The sequence below is a fragment of the Streptomyces sp. NBC_01352 genome, from assembly GCF_036237295.1.
Lineage (GTDB): Bacteria > Actinomycetota > Actinomycetes > Streptomycetales > Streptomycetaceae > Streptomyces > Streptomyces plumbiresistens.
In genome coordinates this window covers 588424-604838 of the sequence record NZ_CP108354.1, presented here as the reverse complement: position 1 = coordinate 604838, position 16415 = coordinate 588424, and the positions used below count along the sequence as shown (strand labels likewise).

16 protein-coding genes and 1 pseudogene are annotated in these 16415 nt (G+C 69.1%); 11 read left to right on the top strand and 6 right to left on the bottom strand.

Annotation, left to right across the window (positions count from 1 at the left end):
- Nucleotides 1-374: 374 nt before the first annotated feature.
- The 3 genes from OG252_RS03020 to OG252_RS03010 all read right to left on the bottom strand — a co-directional run bounded on the left by OG252_RS03020 (nucleotide 375) and on the right by OG252_RS03010 (nucleotide 4571).
- Entirely contained in the window at nucleotides 375-1760 is a 1386-nt protein-coding gene (locus tag OG252_RS03020; RefSeq protein ID WP_329333471.1) for an MFS transporter, read from the bottom strand.
- Between the two features lie 802 nt (nucleotides 1761-2562).
- Complete coding sequence (locus OG252_RS03015; protein ID WP_329333469.1) at nucleotides 2563-3606, bottom strand: zinc-binding dehydrogenase; 1044 nt, start codon at nucleotides 3604-3606, stop codon at nucleotides 2563-2565.
- Nucleotides 3607-3674: 68 nt separating this feature from the next.
- Nucleotides 3675-4571, bottom strand: coding sequence for a fumarylacetoacetate hydrolase family protein (locus tag OG252_RS03010; RefSeq protein WP_266452058.1), 897 nt, complete (start codon nucleotides 4569-4571; stop codon nucleotides 3675-3677).
- Between the two features lie 209 nt (nucleotides 4572-4780).
- Here OG252_RS03010 and OG252_RS03005 point away from each other — a divergent pair, with 209 nt between their 5' ends.
- The 4 genes from OG252_RS03005 to OG252_RS02990 all read left to right on the top strand — a co-directional run bounded on the left by OG252_RS03005 (nucleotide 4781) and on the right by OG252_RS02990 (nucleotide 8285).
- On the top strand, nucleotides 4781-5158 hold the full coding sequence (locus OG252_RS03005; protein WP_329333467.1) for a GntR family transcriptional regulator: 378 nt from the start codon (nucleotides 4781-4783) through the stop codon (nucleotides 5156-5158).
- Nucleotides 5159-5264: 106 nt separating this feature from the next.
- Nucleotides 5265-6182 carry a VOC family protein gene (locus OG252_RS03000; protein WP_266452062.1) on the top strand — a complete coding sequence of 306 codons (918 nt, stop codon included), beginning with the start codon at nucleotides 5265-5267 and terminating at the stop codon, nucleotides 6180-6182.
- 108 nt (nucleotides 6183-6290) lie between these two features.
- Complete coding sequence (locus OG252_RS02995; protein ID WP_329333465.1) at nucleotides 6291-7175, top strand: hypothetical protein; 885 nt, start codon at nucleotides 6291-6293, stop codon at nucleotides 7173-7175.
- A 306-nt stretch (nucleotides 7176-7481) separates the two neighbouring features.
- Entirely contained in the window at nucleotides 7482-8285 is an 804-nt protein-coding gene (locus OG252_RS02990; RefSeq protein ID WP_329333463.1) for a GntR family transcriptional regulator, read from the top strand.
- Between the two features lie 90 nt (nucleotides 8286-8375).
- Here OG252_RS02990 and OG252_RS02985 read toward each other — a convergent pair whose 3' ends face one another.
- The gene (locus OG252_RS02985) at nucleotides 8376-8843 is read right to left on the bottom strand and encodes a beta-galactosidase trimerization domain-containing protein (protein WP_323186321.1); all 468 of its coding nucleotides are present in this window, start codon (nucleotides 8841-8843) and stop codon (nucleotides 8376-8378) included.
- Between the two features lie 307 nt (nucleotides 8844-9150).
- The gene (locus tag OG252_RS02980) at nucleotides 9151-9327 is read right to left on the bottom strand and encodes a hypothetical protein (protein ID WP_329333460.1); all 177 of its coding nucleotides are present in this window, start codon (nucleotides 9325-9327) and stop codon (nucleotides 9151-9153) included.
- Between the two features lie 36 nt (nucleotides 9328-9363).
- Here OG252_RS02980 and OG252_RS02975 point away from each other — a divergent pair, with 36 nt between their 5' ends.
- Nucleotides 9364-9483, top strand: coding sequence for an RICIN domain-containing protein (locus tag OG252_RS02975; protein ID WP_266453194.1), 120 nt, complete (start codon nucleotides 9364-9366; stop codon nucleotides 9481-9483).
- Between the two features lie 103 nt (nucleotides 9484-9586).
- A complete protein-coding gene (locus OG252_RS02970; protein WP_329333456.1) occupies nucleotides 9587-10054 on the top strand; it encodes a hypothetical protein in 468 nt (155 codons plus the stop codon).
- Nucleotides 10055-10355: 301 nt separating this feature from the next.
- Here OG252_RS02970 and OG252_RS02965 read toward each other — a convergent pair.
- Nucleotides 10356-10976 (bottom strand): annotated as a pseudogene (locus OG252_RS02965) (Cmx/CmrA family chloramphenicol efflux MFS transporter); the annotation flags it as partial.
- A 147-nt stretch (nucleotides 10977-11123) separates the two neighbouring features.
- Here OG252_RS02965 and OG252_RS02960 point away from each other — a divergent pair.
- The 5 genes from OG252_RS02960 (at nucleotide 11124) to OG252_RS02940 (ending at nucleotide 16403) form a co-directional block, all read left to right on the top strand.
- Nucleotides 11124-12560: an amidohydrolase gene (locus OG252_RS02960; protein WP_329333454.1), complete on the top strand. Its 1437-nt coding sequence runs from the start codon at nucleotides 11124-11126 to the stop codon at nucleotides 12558-12560.
- Nucleotides 12550-13590: a LacI family DNA-binding transcriptional regulator gene (locus tag OG252_RS02955; RefSeq protein ID WP_329333451.1), complete on the top strand. Its 1041-nt coding sequence runs from the start codon at nucleotides 12550-12552 to the stop codon at nucleotides 13588-13590. The genes OG252_RS02960 and OG252_RS02955 overlap by 11 nt, the downstream gene beginning before the upstream one ends.
- Nucleotides 13591-13665: 75 nt before the next feature.
- Nucleotides 13666-14418: a glutamine amidotransferase gene (locus OG252_RS02950; protein ID WP_266452075.1), complete on the top strand. Its 753-nt coding sequence runs from the start codon at nucleotides 13666-13668 to the stop codon at nucleotides 14416-14418.
- Nucleotides 14418-15158, top strand: a complete 741-nt coding sequence (gene deoD / locus OG252_RS02945) for a purine-nucleoside phosphorylase (RefSeq protein ID WP_329333449.1) — start codon at nucleotides 14418-14420, stop codon at nucleotides 15156-15158. Before OG252_RS02950 ends, deoD begins: the two co-directional genes overlap by 1 nt.
- Before the next feature lie 153 nt (nucleotides 15159-15311).
- Nucleotides 15312-16403 carry a BMP family lipoprotein gene (locus OG252_RS02940; protein WP_329333447.1) on the top strand — a complete coding sequence of 364 codons (1092 nt, stop codon included), beginning with the start codon at nucleotides 15312-15314 and terminating at the stop codon, nucleotides 16401-16403.
- Nucleotides 16404-16415 lie beyond the last annotated feature (12 nt).

Below are 16415 nucleotides of genomic sequence, written 5' to 3'. Positions count from 1 at the left end.
ACTTGCTGCCACCGTACCATCAAAATGGATAGGGCAATCCAGTTGCTGCGCTGGTCGTTATGAACCCTGCTGGCCCGGCATCCCGACGGCCCGCCGCCAGCCACTGCGCAGCGACCCGAGCGCAACCGGGAGCGGATCGTCGCTGCGGCGCGCAAGGTGTCGCGCGGGCCGGTGGCCGCCGAGACGGCAGCGGAGCCGGAAGCGGCTAAGAGTCGGCCGGCTGTCGCTCCCAGTGCCGTGGTGGCGTCCTTATGGTGTTCGTCCTGGTCGCCCGGACAAGTCCAAGGGCTCCCTCAGCGCCGCCAGGGAAGGGCACCGACTGGGCAACCGTTCTCGGTGCCCAGTCGGTACTGACGCTGACCTCGGCGTGCGGATCAGGTCGGCTCCGCCAGGGAGCGCACGGTCGTGTCCGTACGCGCGTGTCCCAGCGGGACTTCCTCTCCAGGAGCACGGGGAACCAGTCCGGTCAGCGCGGCACCGATGACTGCGGGTACGGCGAGGGCGTAGAAATTCCACTGGAACGCCAGTCCGGCCCCGATGATGAGCCCGAGTAGCGGCGGGGCGAGCATGGAGCCGATGCGGCCGAAGCCGAGTGTCCAGCCCAACGCTGTGGCGCCCACTCGCGCCGGGTAGTACTTGGAGACGTAGGCGAGGAGGAACGTCTGCGTCCCCATCGCCCCGACACCCCCCAGGGCGACGGCCGCGTACAGCACAGCCGTGGGCAGCCGCAGGCTGAGCAGGATGACGGCGACGCCGGCCAGCAGGTACGTCGTGACGATGATCGGCTTCGAGCCGAGCCGGTCGGCGGCCAGGGAGATGAGGAGTTGGCCGACGACAGCCCCGAGGTTGAACATGAGGAGGAAGCCGAGTGCGGAACCGGAGGAGTAGCCGGCCCGGCGCATGATCTCTGGGAGCCAGGTGTTGTATCCGTAGATCATGAACAGGCACAGGCAGGACATGACCAGGAAGCACAAAGTCGCCACGACGTAGTCGCGCGAGAGCAGGGTTTTCACCGGCGACATGCCGTCCGAGCCGGTTCCGGTCGGCGCCTGCGTCGACGCCGGTGCCTTGTTCTCCGTGTCGTCCAGAGTGATGTTCCAGCGCCGTGCTGTCTGCTCCGCCTCGGCGTGCCTGCCCTTCGCCCTGAGGAAAACGATCGACTCGGGCAGGAACCTCAGGGCCACAGGCACGATCAGGACGAGCGGGAGGAGACCGAGCAGGAACATCGCCTGCCAGCCGAATCGGGGTATCACGAACATCCCGGTGAACGCGGCGATGATGCCGCCCACGGGAAATCCGCTGAAGATGATCGCGAAGACCAGGTTGCGTGCCTTGGGGTGCGAGTACTCACTGCTGAGAGCGGAGGCGGTCGGCAGCACGCCGCCAAGGCCGAGGCCGGCGAGGAACCGGAAGATGCCGAACACCTCGGGGGAGGTCGCGATCGCGCACAGGCCCGTCATCACCGAGAACCAGGCCAGACAACCGATCAGCATCCGGCGTCGGCCCAGTTTGTCGGTGAGCGTGCCGACGGTCGTGGCCCCTATGAGCATCCCGATCAGAGCGAAGGAACCGATCAGACCGGCACCGGCAGGAGTCAGGCCCCAGCTGTGTTCGTGGAGCAGGGACGGGATGACAGCGCCGTAGATGACCACGTCGTAGCCGTCGGCAACGATGGCGATTCCACAGATCGCGAGTACCAGCAAGGTCACCGGAGGCCAGGTGGCTTTGCCGACACTTCCTTCGCGGCTCTCTTCGTGCATGACGATTCCTCTCACTGGGCTTCGGCGGTGGTGTCTCTCTCGCACTTGATGCGGCGTGCGCAGGTTCGTTGGTGGTAGTCGCAGGCCGGCCGACGTCAGGCCAGGGCAGTCAGGGGGAGGCCGCAGGCACACAGCCTTGATGGGTGAGTGCCGCGGAGGCGATGGTCTGGCTGCCTCGCTCGCAGCTCGTGCTGCATCGCTAAGTGTGCACACTATTGCGGGGCTGTAAAGGGTTCCGTACGCGAAGCCCGCACCAGGTGTGCGATGCGGGTGGGCGTGGAACATGCCACCCGCGCCGCTCTTGGCTGGTCTGCGAAGATCACTTGGCGGTTATGCGGCGAACGTCCTGGCCGCGTTACGGCTCGAGGGTCCTGGCGACGTCAGGATGGGTTCCGCTTAAAGGTGCGGTGTGTATGCACATTGAGGGTAGGCGCCTTACGGAACGGCGCTCGCCCCGAGGCCCCGTTCTCGCATACGAGCGGGACGCCGGTCCGTCGGCAGTCCGCCGGCGTCAGACGAAGTGCGGCCGGGTCTGTAGTGGTCCTGGGCGTGAAGAAGGCCGAGCCGTCCCGTACGACTTCGGTGAACAGCTCCTCGCCGGCGTGGCCGGCCGGTCGTGCCGGGCGTAAGTCCGGTTCAAGCGCCCTGAGTTGTGTGGTTGCGCGAAGCAGCGCGCTGATCCCTCCCAGAGGGGCGGCCGGACCCGCTGATGTGGTGAAGTCCTGGCGGGACAACCCGTGGGACGACTGTTCCGCATCGTCACCAAGGCTGTCCCACAGGGACCGGCCGCGGCCGGGTGCCGCTACGCCTCCCAGTCCTCGGTGCGGAGCGTGAGTGCCACACGCCCGAGGCTGTTGTCGTCCTCCATGTAACGGTGGGCGTCGGCGGCGTGGGCGATGGGGAAGGTGCGGTCGACGACGGCGCGGAATCCGTGCTCCACCTGCGTCCACAGCGCCTTCACCGCGGCCGGGTTGCCGGTGCGTACTCCGATGATGCGGTGACAGTCGGAGTACACACGCCGCAGATCGATGCCCACCTTGCCGCCGAGGAAGGCGCCGGAGGTGACCACGGTGCCGCCGCGGGCCAGGGAGTCGATGGTGGCGTCCCAGACGGCCGGGTCACCGAGGTTGTCGACGGCGATGTCCACACCGCGACCGCCGGTTACTTCGCGTACCCGCTCCACGAAGTCCGGGGCGTTGGTGTCGAGTACGACGTCCGCTCCCGCCGCGGCCATGGCCGCCCGCTTCTCCGCGGAGCGGGAGGTCGCGATGATCTTCGCTCCCAGGTGCTGGGCGTACGCGGCTGTGGTGGAGCCGAGCGCGGAGGCGGCGCCCTGGACGAGCACCCAGTGTCCGGGGCGGAGTCCTGCCTGGGTCATCTGGTTGGCGGCGACCGCGCCGACGAGCGCGAGCGAGGCGGCCATCGCGGCCGGAATACCGTCCGGGACCTTGTGGACGTTGCGCGCCGGCACCGCACAGTACTGCGCGTAGGCGCCGGGGCGGTGGGTGCCTATCACGGTCAGGGCGTCGCAGACTTCATCGCGGCCTTCGGCACAGTACGTACAGGTGCCGCAGGCGACACCGGGCAGGACGGCCACGCGGTCGCCGACCCGTACGGAGTCCACGCCCTCGCCCAGTGCGGCGACGGTGCCGGCGTGGTCCGCGCCCAGGATGTGGGGCGGTTCGATGGCGGCGTAGGGGTGGTTGCCCGCGCGTGCCGTGAGGTCGAGCAGTCGGCCGATGCCGACCGCGGCGACCTGAACCAGGACCTCTCCGGGACCGGGGCGCGGTGTGTCCACCGTGGCCTGCTCCAGGACGTCGGGCGGTCCGAATCGGTGGAACACCATGGCTTGCATGGTCGCGGGAACCGGCAGCGCTTGCGACCAGCCGAGCTGAGAAACGGTCAACGTGTTGCTCATGACGCCACCACCGTGTTCTCCAGGCGGCCGATCCGCTCGATCTCAATGACTATCTCATCGCCTGCGGCCAGGAACTCCCCGCGCGGTACTCCGCAGCCGGCAGGTGTGCCGGTGAGGATGACGTCCCCGGGTTCCAGTCGGGTGATGCGACTGGCCGCCGCGATCACCTCGGGGATCTTCACCATCATCTGCGCGGTGGAGGAGTCCTGTTTCAGCACGCCGTTGATGCTGAGCTGGATCTTCAGGTTCTGCGGGTCGGTGATCTGCCAGGCGGGCACCAGCCCGGGGCCGAGCGGGCAGAAGCCGTCCTGTCCCTTGTGGCCGACCCAGTCGTAGGTGAACGGCGCGGCGACCGGCTTGGCGGCCTCGAGCCGGTCCCGGGCCGAGACGTCGTTCGCGGCCAGGTAGCCGGCCACATGGTCCATGGCCTGCTCGGGCGCGAGGTTGCGGCCGCCACGGCCGATGACGACGGCCAGTTCGGCCTCCCAGTCGACACGTGCACCCTGGTAGGCGGGCAGCGGCACCGGGTCTCCCGGTCCGGTCACGGTCGTCGTCGGCGGCTTGAGGAAGAAGAACGGTTCACCCGGCTCATCGGGGCGTTCGCAGCCCATCTCGGCGATGTGGTCCCAGTAGTTGGCGCCCGCGCAGAGCACCTTGCCGGGATACGTCAGCGGCGGAGCGAGCCGGGCGCCCGCAACGGCGTCGGACGCTGCCGGCGTCCAGTCACGCAACAGCGGCGCGAGCGACTCCCACCGGCCCAGCACCTCCATCAGTGTGAGGCCTTCTGTCCCGGGCGGCCCCTGGACCACGGTGCCGTCGGTGTACACACCGACGGCGAGTTTCTCCGAGTCATCGACCCGGTACTGCACCAGCGACCATTCAGGCGGTGTCATGTTTCCTCCGGCAAGCGGCTCTGTGGAAGCAGCAGAACCATAGTGCATACACATTGAGAGAGGAAGACTAGGTCTCGGGATACATAACGGTCGGTGGCGGGGCCGGCCCTCATGGACCGGACGTGGATGGTGGGAGCGGCGCGGACGGCGGTGGGCGGTCCGCTCGACAGTCTGCCCGGCCCGTCATCCCGCGCCCCGGACGCACCAGCATGGAGAGCCGCGACCACGTGCGACGGCTGATCCTGGATGGTTTCCTGCTGCCGGGCGCGGAGTTGGCACAGGCCGAACTCGCCCGGGCCTTCGGCGTCAGCCGCACTCCGCTCCGCGAGGCGTTCCGGATGCTTCGGGAGGTGGGGCGGATCGCCGCCGACGTCAACCACCGCCGACAACAACCACCGCGGACGGATGGCGTCGCGGAGCGGGGACTCCATGGTCTGGGGCGTGAGGCCCACCGCGACTTTCACCGGCTCCTCGTCGTCCGGTGCACGCCCACCGTGCTGATCACCTTGGCCTCCTGCTCGGAGCGCGCACTACGGCCGGTTCTCAAGGGTCGCGGCCGGGCCGGCGGACGGGATCCTTCGCCCTGAAATGGAAAAGGTTTCACCCGACACCTGGACGTCAAACCCGGAAGGTGTACACACTTATCTCGGTGTCCGTGCGGTATGCGGGTCACCAGAACCATGAGGAGTGCACATGTTGCGTGTCAAAGGTCTCCTGCACTACGGACTCCAGGTGCCGTCGCTCGATAGAGGTGCGGACTTCTACGGCGCGTTCGGGCTGAAGACGGCGGAGCGCGGCAACGCGGTGGTGATCCGCTGTGATGGCCGGGAGCAGGACCAGACGGTGCTGATGGAGGGGCCGGTCAAGCGGCTGAACCACGTGGCGTTCGCGGTGGACCCGGACTCGCTGCCCGAGTGGCAGCGCCACCTGGAGGGCTTGGGCCTGAAGCTGCTGGACGCGCCGGAGGAGATGCCCGGCGGGCTGTGGTTCCGCGATCACGAGGGGAACCTGGTCAACCTTCGTGACGAGGGGATCGCCCCCTGGAGCGAGTTCGGGACCACGGACGCGCAGGACGCCAACGTCGGCGACCGGGTCCGCCGGATCGACCAGGCCCGCTGGCCGAGCGCGACCGAGAAGACGCGCCCCCAGCGTCTCGGCCACATGCTGATCTTCAGCTCAGATGTGGGCGCCTCCGAGACCTTCTACACCCGCACGCTCGGGCTGCGCCTGTCGGACCGCATCGTCAACGGGCCCGTCTTCCTGAACTCGGGGCCTGGCGACCACCATGTCTTCGGCTTCGTCCCGGCGGAGCACCCCGGCCTGCACCACTCGAGCTGGATGGTGTCCGACATCGACCAGATCGCCAGAGGCGCGCAGAACATGGCCTCCGTGGGCTACACGAAGGGCTGGGGTCTGGGCCGCCACACCCTGGGCTCGAACCTCTTCCACTACATCCAGGACCCCTGGGGCAGCTGGATCGAGTACTCCAGCGACATGGACTGCATCACCGAGAACTGGCAGCCGAACGACTGGGAAGACCTCCCAGCCGCGGTCTGGAGCCCCAAGGCGCCGGCCGACTTCATCACCAACCAGGAAGAAAGGCCCGCTTGACCGTCGCCGCGTGACCGTCGGAACGCTCCGAGCCGCCGGCCTTGCGCGTCCCTGCCCTCCGACTCGAAGGAACCGTCCCATGCAAGAGAGTCCGCCATGCTTCCCGCGGTGAGCGCGCTCCGCCCGCCCGGCGAGCCCGTCCGGCAGCTGACCGTGGGTGTGTTTCCCGGCGCCGGCAACGTGCATCTGTACCACGCCATCGACTCCGGGCTCTTCCAGCAGGCCGGGCTGGAAGTGAACCTCATGCAGGTCGTCTCCTCCGACCAGCAGATGGCCGGCTGGAACGATGACGACTACGACATCATGCACACCTCTCCCGACCACCTGCTGCGTGGGCTGCTGAAGCGGGATCCGGTGGCCGTCAGAGCCGAAGGTATCGGCGAACTGGCTGTTCACCGGCGTCCCGGAGCGCCGTTGCCGACGGACCGGTGGGCGGTCGACAACGCTCGGAGTGCCTTCGCGTTCGTACTGCGCGCCGTGCTCGCCGACGTGGCCGACCGGCCGGTGTCCGAAGACCAGCTCGTCCCGGTGGGGGGCACCTTGCAGAGGTTCCAGGCCCTGCCGACGGATGCCGTGGACGGGACCACACTCCACCCGCCGTTCGACGTCCTCGCCGCCGAGCAGGGCTTCCCGCGCGTGGGCGGCCACCTCCAGGTCGCACCCGACCTCATCACCAACGTGGTGGTCACCCCGCGTGAGACCGCCACTGCGTGGCACACCCGCGTCTACACCGAAGTCTGCCGCATGAGCACCGAGGAACTGGTGTCCTCCGGCGCACCGGGCATCGAGGCGGCTCTGCTGCGGCGCGGTCTGCCCGAGGCCGCTGTCCGGGCCGCCGTCCTAGGCCTTCTCGGGCCCGCCGGCCTGTCGACTTCTCCCGAGGTGACCCTGCGCGGCATCGAGGCGGTGGCCGGCCTGCGCCGCCGCTTCGATCCGGACTGGCAGCCCGCCGGCCCGCTCAGGTCCCTGATCGGTCCCGGTCAGGAACGCTGAAGCAAGCCGCCGCTGAGGCGGACGTCCCGCCCGCCGGAGATCGCGGCGGTGCGGATGAAGACGTTCGTCTCGCAGCGTCCGGTCTACGGGGGTGCCTCGCGGAGCGGACCGAGTTCGATCCCGCGAGCCCCAACCCGCCTGGCGGGGGGCCATCGCCATCGGCCATTCGCTGGGCGGGGACCCGCAGCCCAGGTGAATACAGTGACAGGCTGCCTGAACCAGGCCGGGCGCAGTCAGGCGAGCCATAACTGGGCAGTTGGGAGGGGTTTCCGTCTCGGCTGCATACACACTGGGTAGACTCCCGGCGTGAGCAGGAGCAGGAACAAGTCCTCCAGGGACCAGAGGTCGGCCGACGTCGGCAGCGAGGGGCAGGCCGATTCCGTGCCGCCGGACGAAGGCCCCGCGGTCGCCGCGGGCGGTCGCCGCCTTGCTCTCGACGTCCACGGGCGGTTGCGCAACATGATCCTCAGCGGTGAGCTGCCTCCAGGGTCGGTGTTGCTCCAGGCCGAAATGGCGCGGAATCTGGGCGTCAGCCGCACGCCCATGCGGGAGGCGTTCCGGCTGCTCCAGGAAGAGGGGCTCATCGACGCGCGGCCCGACCAGCGGGCCCGGGTGCGGGCGGTGGACCCCGAGGACCTGGACGCTGTCTACGGGGCTCGCATCATGCTCGAAACGCTCGCCGTCAGCATGACGGCCAGGTCGCTCACGGCTGAGGACCTCAAGCGCATGAGCGACGTCCTGCAGCGGATGCAGGAACTGGCGGGCGGCGACCGGCCGGACGAATGGCATGCCGCGCACAGGGAGTTCCACCGCATCGCCACCCGGGCGGTGGGGCCGCATCTGCAGCGCATGCTCGTGTCGCTCGGCGAACACAGCGATCGTTACATCCGCCTGGCTCAGCTGGGCGTGCCCAGCTCATGGGGGCGGGCACACGCGGATCACGAAGCGCTCCTGGAGGCACTGCGCCTGAGCGACGCGACCGAAGCCGCACGCTTGATCGCCCGCCATCTGGCGCGCACCGCTCTGAGCGTGCTTGCGGACGTCGCCCCGGAGTACGAACCCGCGGCCACTCGGACAGCGCTCGGGATCGCGGGCAACGGTCAGTCCTGACGCCGACCTCGATCAGCGGCTCCGGTACCGCGTAGGTGGCAGGGCCGCGTACCTGGTGTAGTGCCGCGGTCCGGTCGCTTCGGCGGACGGTCAGCGTGGCTCGCGGACGACGGCCACGCCTCCCGGTGGGACGGTGACGGTTCCGGTGGTCGGTGTGCCGGTGAGGAGTTCCACGCCGTCGGCGGGTGCTTCGGCTCCCTTTCCGGCGTGGTCGATGAGGAACAGGTAGTCGGCCTCCGTGCCGCGGCGCCGGACCGCCTCGATCCCGGCGGGCGCCTCGTGCTCCGGTGTGACGCCGGCCTCCCGGCGCATGTGGTGGAGCAGGGCGGCGAGCGTGTCCTGGTCGGGGTGGGTGGCCAGATACCAGGCGGTGCCGTCGCCGTGATGGTGGCGGGTGACGGCAGGGTGGCCGGCCAGTGGGCCGTCGGCGTAGGAGGCGACGCCGCCGGCAATGGCAACACTCCCGTGTGGGAGCCGTTCTTCCTCGTCTCCGACGGCAAGCTGATCGTCTACTACTCCGACCAGCGCGACCCCGACCACGGTCAGAAGATCGTCCACCAGGTCTCCACGGACATTCGCAACTGGGGCCCGATCGTGAACGACGTGGCGATGCCCACCTTCAGCCAGCGCCCGGGTACGGCCACCGTCGCGAAGCTGCCCAACGGCAACTACGTCATGACGTACGAGTACGGCGGCTCCCCTGCCGGTAACTTCGCCGTCTACTACAAGATCTCCTCCGATCCGGAGGCGTTCGGCTCCGTCATGGGCGTTTCGCTGAGATCGACGGACGGTCTGGTCCCCACCAGCACTCCCTACTCACCTGGCTGCCCACCGGCGGACCGAACGGCACCCTCGTCGTCGGCGCCTACAGCACGAGCGACCTGTTCCCCAACTCCCAGAACGGCGCCGCGAACGCCTGGACACGCATCAGCTCGAACGTCGTCGGCGGATACAGCCGGGGCATGCTCCCGCTGACCGACGGCCACAGCCTGCTGGTGCTCAGTGGGGGAAGTGGCGGCAGCAACGTCCGTAACCCTGTCACGTACAGACCATCGACCTGGGCGGCGGCATCCGGAACGTGAACAGCACCCTCGTGGCCGGTGTCGCCCAGTCCTCCAACGCCGGCGGCGCGGCCGTCGTCCAGTGGAACAGCGTCAACAACGACGACCAGCTCTGGAAGATCGTCCGCATCAACTGACCGGAGAGGCACGGAAGAAGACCAGCATCCCGCTTGCCTGGCAAGCTGTGTCATCCTCGGCGCGGAGGGAACCGTTCCGCCGTGGTGCGATATCTGGCCCGGCATGGGTTTAGTGATGTTGCTCTTCGGGCTGTGCTTCATGGGCGGGTGGGCGGTGGCCATCGGCGCGTCGGTGTACGCCGTCGTCACGCTGGTGCGCATTTGGCCGCAGGACTGGGTTCGGCACGACGGACACCTGGCGGTACGGCTACTGGTGCCGACGCCCGCGTACGTGCGCCTCGACGTGGCGCTTGCCGTGTTGGCCTTCCTGGTCGACCTGTGGCTCGTGTCGGCGGTCATCGTGTTCGGTTCGGACGGCGTCTTCACCGAGGACTGGATGGGCTACCCCGGCATGACGGATCCCTCCGGGCAGGGATTTCAGGCGGGAGTGGTGAGCGCACTGCGGACGATGGCGTGGTGGACCTCCGGGATCGCGGTCCTGTGCCGGTGCTGGACCACAGCCGGCGTACAGGTGTGCGTCCTGCCGTTGGCGGCGTGGTGGATCGGATCGTTCGACACCTACTACACCTGACGTGTGCGGCCGACCACAGGCCTCGGCATCACACCCAAGCCGCGTGGGTCAGGTAATGGGACCAGCGCCCCACGGCGAAGCAGGCGCGGGCGGCCCACTTCGCGCGCCGGGCGGCCTTGGCCTGCTCGAAGCCGGGTTCGTGGGCCCGCCAGCGCCGCCGTCGGGAGCTTGGGTGGGGGAGGAATGCGGGACGCTGGAGCGACCCACAGCCCGGCGGCGGCCACGTGGGCGATCCGACGGCTGCGGCAGCGTTCGATGAGCCTTCGGAGTCCCCTCCGCGTTCAGAGGGCATTCGCATGCGTCACTGGAGCACCTCGGCGCGTAGGCCGGCCGCGAGCACGGCGCGGAAGGGGAACGCGATGAGCAGTGTGATCGCGACCAGGAGCCCGCTTGCCCACAGCGGCCCGAGGTTCCCGGCCGCGGTGCTGAGGGTGGTTGCGGCGAGGAGGGGGCCGACGGCGGCGCCGACGTTGAGTGCCGCGGTCGCATACGACCCGGCCATGGTGGGGGCTTCCGCGGCCTCATAGAGGACCCGGGTGATCAGGGTGCTGCCCGGCGCGAACGACAGGGCGCCCTGCACGAACGCGAGGGCGAACAGGGCGAGCGGCTCGTCGGCCAGCACCGCCAGGGCCGGCCAGCCGACGAGCAGCAGCGGGCCGCCGACTGCGATGACCAGACCGGGACGCCGGTCGGACAGCCGACCGGCGACGGTGACCCCTGCGAAGGAACCGGCACCGAATAGCACAAGAACGACAGAGATCCACATTTTTCCCAGCCCGGCGGTGTCGGTCACGACGAGGGCGAGGAAGGTGAAGCTCCCGAACGTGGCTGCGTTCACCAGCGCGCCGAGCAGCATCACCAGAATCAGTGGCGGCCTGGTGAGCTGGGCGAGCTCCGCTCGCAAGGCTGGTCCGCCAGTCGCGTCTTTGACTCAGGACTCGACATGGCCCGCACGGTACCCGGCTGATGCCCGTCGAGACACCTTGGTTTTACCGGCATGAGACCACCGATCGCCCGGTCCGGCGGCCGATGGTTGTGCAAAACGTTTTGGATATCTAGCTTGAGCGCCATGAGCGACAGAACGCCTCCGCGGACCGGCCGCCTCCTGGTGAGGGGCTGTGATGTGCTGCGCGTACCGTCCCACGGCGAGTGCGAGATCCAGCGGGCACAGGACATCGTGGTGGCGGACGGCGTCATCGAGGAGGTGCGGCCGACCGGCACCCTCGGTGCGACCGGCAGTCCCGGCGCGCTCGGCGCCTCAGGTCCGCTCGACGTCTCCGGGCCGACGGTCCCCTCCGGTGCGGGCCACGCGGTGGACGTGATCGACGGGCGCGGGCTGCTGGCCGTTCCCGGTCTGGTCAACGCGCACACGCACAGCCCCATGGTGCTGATGCGCGGCGCGGCCGAGGACGTGACGGTCGAGGGCTGGTTCAACGACCGGGTCTGGCCGATGGAGTCCAACCTCACCCCCGCCGACGTACGGATCGGGGCCAGGCTCGCCTGCGCCGAGATGATCCGCTCCGGTGTGACCACCTTCGCCGACCACTACTTCTTCCCCGAGCAGATCGCCGAGGCGGTCGCCGAGACCGGCCTGCGTGCCGACATCGCGCCCACGTACTTCAGCAGCCGGGGCGAGGAAGCCCTTGAGGACACGGTGAAGTTCGCGGAGGCCTGGCACGGCCGTGCCGACGGCCGGGTCACCGTCTCGCTGGGACCGCACGCCCCGTACACGGTCGACGACGGCGACCTGCGGACCCTCGCCGGGCACGCCCGGCGGCTCGGCCTGCGGATGCACATTCACGCCGCCGAGCACCTGGAGCAGACGCAGTCCAGCCTGGAGCGGCGCGGTATCACGCCGATCCGGGTGCTGCACGAGACCGGGGTTCTGGACGCCGGCGCGCTGATCGCGCACGGCTGCGGGATCGTCGAGCAGGATCTGCCGTTGCTGGCCGAGTACGCCGGCACGACCGCCGTGGCCTGCTGCCCGAAGGTCTATCTCAAGCACGCCCTGTCCCCGCTCACCCCGGTCCGTGACCTGCTCGCCACCGGAGTGACGGTCGCCGTCGGCACGGACGGCGCCGCCGGGCACAACACGCTCGACGTGTGGGAAGCACTGCGGCTGGTCGCCCTCACCCAGAAGCAGGCGGTACGGGACGCCACCTGGATGACCGTCTCCGACACCCTGCGCATGGCCATGCGCGGCGGGGCCCGCGCCCTAGGCCTGCAGAAGGAGATCGGGGCGCTGGAGCCGGGCATGCGCGCCGACATCGTCCTCACCGACCTGTCCGGGCTGCACTGCCGTCCGCTGCACGATCCGCGCGCCGCGCTGGTCTACAGCGCCCGTGCCAGCGACGTACGGACGGTCGTCGTCGACGGCCGGGTGCTGATGCGCGACGGCCGGCTGCTCACCGTGGACGAGCCGGCGCTGCTCGCCGAGGCCGACGCCCGGGTGGCCCGCATCCTCGACACTTCACACGGCGGGGCGGTGCAGCACTATGACCCCTGAGCCGTACAACCGGGCGGCTGTCCGGCGCCCCGCGTCCATCAAGGACGTGGCCGCCGCGGCAGGCGTCAGCGCCACCACCGTCTCCCACGTCCTCAGCGGCAACCGGCCGGTCAACGAGCACACCGCCGCACGGGTCCGCAGCGTCGTCAACCGGCTCGGCTATGTCCCGGCCTCCCTGGCCCGCAGCCTCCAGGCCGGTTCCACCTCGGTGATCGGCCTGCTGATCCCCGACATCAGCAACACCTTCTTCGCCGAACTCGCCAAGGGCGCCGAGGACGCCGCCCACGACCTCGGCTACGGCCTCATCCTGTGCAACACCGAGTTCGACGCCGACCGCGAGGACCGTTACCTCGGCATGATCCGCAGCCGGTTCATCGACGGCATGGTGTACGCCTCGGGGTCCGCGCCGTCCCGGCGGCGGCTGGAGGCACTGATGGGCAAGTTCCCCATCGCGCTCGCCGACGAGGAGGTCGAGGGCCTGGAAGGCGCCCTCATCGCCACCGCCGACCACGAGGCGGGCGGGCGGCTGGTGGGGGAGCACCTCCGGTCGCTCGGCCACAGCCGGGCCCTGATGCTGACCGGCCCGCGTGCCCTGAAGAGCAGCAACGCCCGTGCGAACGGTTTCGTGCGGGCCTTCCGCGGCGAGGTCGTCGAACGCGTCGGCGACTTCAAGGAGACCTCCGGATACGGCCTCGTCGCCGAACTCCTCCAGGACGGCGGTCTCCCCGGGGACTGCACGGCCGTCTTCGCGGCCAACGACCTGATGGCCTTCGGTGCCCTCCTGGCGCTGAGGGAGTCGGGGCTGTCCGTACCGGACGACGTCTCGGTGGTCGGCTTCGACGACATCCGGGCGGCCTCGCTGGCGCATCCGCCCCTGACCACCGTCCACCAGCCGGCCTACGACGTGGGCCGCACGGCCACCGCACAACTCCTCCAGTACGTCACCCGGGGCGAGGTCCCGCCCGCCTCCCGGCACACCCTTCCCGTCGAACTCAAGGTCCGCGGCAGCACGGCACCCGCCACCCGCTGATCCCCAACTGCCAAGATGCGGCGCGCACTTGTCGTACCGCGCGGCCATACCCCCTGCCCCGAAAGGCGGTTTGCCATGCCCAGAGTGCTCGTTGTCGGCGAGTCCTGGTTCACCTACACCGTCCACCAGAAAGGCTTCGACGCCTTCCACAGCTCCGAGTACACGGAGGGCGGAGGCGCCTTCCTCGACGCGCTCCGCTCCCGAGGCCACGAGGTGACCTATGTGCCCTCGCACGAGATCCCGACCCGGGTTCCGGCCACCGCCGACGGCTTCGACGCCTACGACGTCGTCGTCATCAGCGATGTGGGCGCCAACAGCTTCCAGCTCCCGCCCGAGACCTTCAACGACTCCGTCCCCTCGCCCGACCGGTCCGAGCTGGTGCGCGGCTTCGTGGAGCGGGGCGGCGGGGTGCTGATGATCGGCGGCTATCTGACCTTCAGCGGGATCGACGCCCGCGCACGATGGGGACGCTCCCCGCTCGCCGCCGCCCTGCCGGTGACGATCCTGGACCGCGACGACCGCGTGGAGCTCCCGGCCGGCGCCGTCCCCGAGGTGGTGGGCGAGCACGCCGTCGTCCAAGGACTGGACCGGTCCTGGCCGGCGCTCCTCGGTCTCAACGAGGTCACCGCGCGACCGGAGGCGACGCTGCTGGCCGAGTGCGCCGGGCACCCCCTGCTCGTCGTCGGCAGCGGCCACGGCGCGGGCAGATCCGCGGCGTTCACCTCCGACGTGGCACCGCACTGGGCGCCGCCGCCCTTCCTGGACTGGAAGGGCTACCCCGAGCTGTGGGACCGGCTGGTGCGCTGGCTCGCGGGATCGGAGCTGTGATGCCCGGACAGATGAGCAGGTCGGTCACCGGCACCCCGCACATCGCGGCCCGGCCGGGCGACTTCGCGCCGATTGTGCTGATGCCAGGCGATCCGCGCCGCGCCCGCCGGATCGCCGAAACCTTCCTTGAGGACGCACGGCAGGTCACCGACGTACGCGGCATCCTCGGCTACACCGGAAGCCACCGGGGCGTACCGATGTCGGTCCTCGCCTCAGGGATGGGCATCCCGTCCGTGACGATCTACGCCACCGAGCTGTTCCGCCACTACGGCGTGCGCAGGATCGTCCGGGTCGGCACAGCCGGCGCGATCCCGGCCTCGGTGTCCGTACGGGACGTGGTGATCGCCTCCGCCGCGCACACCGACTCCAGCCTCAGCCGCGTCCTCATCGACGGCGCGACCCTCTCGCTCGCTCCCTCCTACCGGCTGCTGCGCGCCGCCGCGGACGCCGCCGAGAAGGAGCCCACGGCCGTACACATCGGGCCGGTGTTCAGCAGCGACCACTTCTACCTCGACCGCTCCGCCCTCTTCGACGCCCTGGAGCGCCGGGGCACGCTCGCGGTCGAGATGGAGGCGGCGGGACTGTACGCCGTGGCCTGCGCCGAGGGCGCCGAGGCCCTCGCCGTGCTGACCGTCTCCGACCATCTCCGCACCGGTGAGGCCCTCACCGCAGAGGAACGCGAGACGGACTTCGACCGGACGCTGCGTATCGCCGCGTCCGCGCTGCTGACCGATGTGTGAAGACCGATGTCTGATGACCGATGTCTGAAATTCCCACACCGGAAATCAAACAGAAACCGGGCAACGTAGCCAAAACGTTTTGCACTTTCTACTGTCAACGCAGCCGCTCACTGCAGCCGCTCACTCAGCAACGAAATGATCAGGAGACCGATGATGCGATACGGAAGAAGCGCCGCCCTCGTGGCCACAGGGATGCTCGCGCTGACCGCGTGCGGAGGGTCGGGCGGAGACGATTCCGGAGCGGCATCCTCCGGCAAGCCGCGTATCAAATTGGTGATCAATGGCGGGCTGGGCGACAAGTCGTTCTTCGACTCCGCCTACGCGGGTCTGAAGAAAGCCGAGAAGGACCTCGGCTACGAACTCAAGGTCGTTGAGCTGGGTTCCGACCGCACCAAGTGGGAGCCCGGATTCGAGGACGCCGCCTCGGCCGACGACTACGACATCCTCGCCGCCGGGACCTTCGAGGTCACCGAGTACATCGGCGAACTCGCCCCGCAGTTCCCGGACAAGAAGTTCTGGCTGTTCGACGCCCCGGTCGACTACAGCGGCAAGAACGGCGGCTGTTCCAACAAGTGCGAGAACGTCTACTCCGTCACCTTCAAGCAGAACGAGGGTGGTTATCTCGCGGGATTCCTGGCCGAGAAGCTGGTGGCCGCGAAAGCACTCAAGGGAACCGAATCGCTGAAGAAGGTCGGCGTCATGGGCGGCGTGAAGATCCCGTTGATCGAGGACTTCGTCGTCGGTTTCAAGTCGGGCTTCCAGGCCGCCGGCGGAAAGAACTCCGACGTCCTCGTGCAGTACGTGGGCGGCGACAAGCCGTTCGGCGACCCCGCAAAGGGTAAGGAGATCAGCACCGCCATGTACGGCCAGGGCGCCGCGCTGGTGTGGCCGGTCGCCGGGCTCTCCGGACTCGGCACCTTCGAGTCGGCCGTCGGCGCCAAGCGGTACACGTTCGGTGTCGACTCCGACCAGTACCAGACCCTCACCGACCAGGCGCAGAAGAACACCGTCGTCACCTCCATTCTCAAGAACGTCGGCAACGCCCTGTACAAGGCCGCGGAGGAGGACCAGAAGGACTCCCTGAAGTACGGCGCCGTCTCCACCGTCGGTCTCGCCGAGGACGCGGTCGGTTACGTGAACGACGACCACTTCAAGGAGTTGGTGCCCGAGACGATCCGCACCGAGGTCCAGGAAGCCGCAGACAAGGTCAAGTCCGGCTCCGTCACGGTGCCCAGCGCCCTCTAAACCGAACGGCCT

Excerpts from the sequence above, each read along its gene's own strand:
- OG252_RS03020 (WP_329333471.1), bottom strand. The coding sequence starts at position 1,760 with ATGCACGAAGAGAGCCGCGAAGGAAGTGTCGGCAAAGCCACCTGGCCT.
- OG252_RS03015 (WP_329333469.1), bottom strand. The coding sequence starts at position 3,606 with ATGGTGTTCCACCGATTCGGACCGCCCGACGTCCTGGAGCAGGCCACG.
- OG252_RS03010 (WP_266452058.1), bottom strand. The coding sequence starts at position 4,571 with ATGACACCGCCTGAATGGTCGCTGGTGCAGTACCGGGTCGATGACTCG.
- OG252_RS03005 (WP_329333467.1), top strand. The coding sequence starts at position 4,781 with ATGGAGAGCCGCGACCACGTGCGACGGCTGATCCTGGATGGTTTCCTG.
- OG252_RS03000 (WP_266452062.1), top strand. The coding sequence starts at position 5,265 with ATGTTGCGTGTCAAAGGTCTCCTGCACTACGGACTCCAGGTGCCGTCG.
- OG252_RS02970 (WP_329333456.1), top strand. The coding sequence starts at position 9,587 with ATGGGTTTAGTGATGTTGCTCTTCGGGCTGTGCTTCATGGGCGGGTGG.
- OG252_RS02960 (WP_329333454.1), top strand. The coding sequence starts at position 11,124 with ATGAGCGACAGAACGCCTCCGCGGACCGGCCGCCTCCTGGTGAGGGGC.
- OG252_RS02955 (WP_329333451.1), top strand. The coding sequence starts at position 12,550 with ATGACCCCTGAGCCGTACAACCGGGCGGCTGTCCGGCGCCCCGCGTCC.
- OG252_RS02950 (WP_266452075.1), top strand. The coding sequence starts at position 13,666 with ATGCCCAGAGTGCTCGTTGTCGGCGAGTCCTGGTTCACCTACACCGTC.
- deoD (WP_329333449.1), top strand. The coding sequence starts at position 14,418 with ATGCCCGGACAGATGAGCAGGTCGGTCACCGGCACCCCGCACATCGCG.
- OG252_RS02940 (WP_329333447.1), top strand. The coding sequence starts at position 15,312 with ATGCGATACGGAAGAAGCGCCGCCCTCGTGGCCACAGGGATGCTCGCG.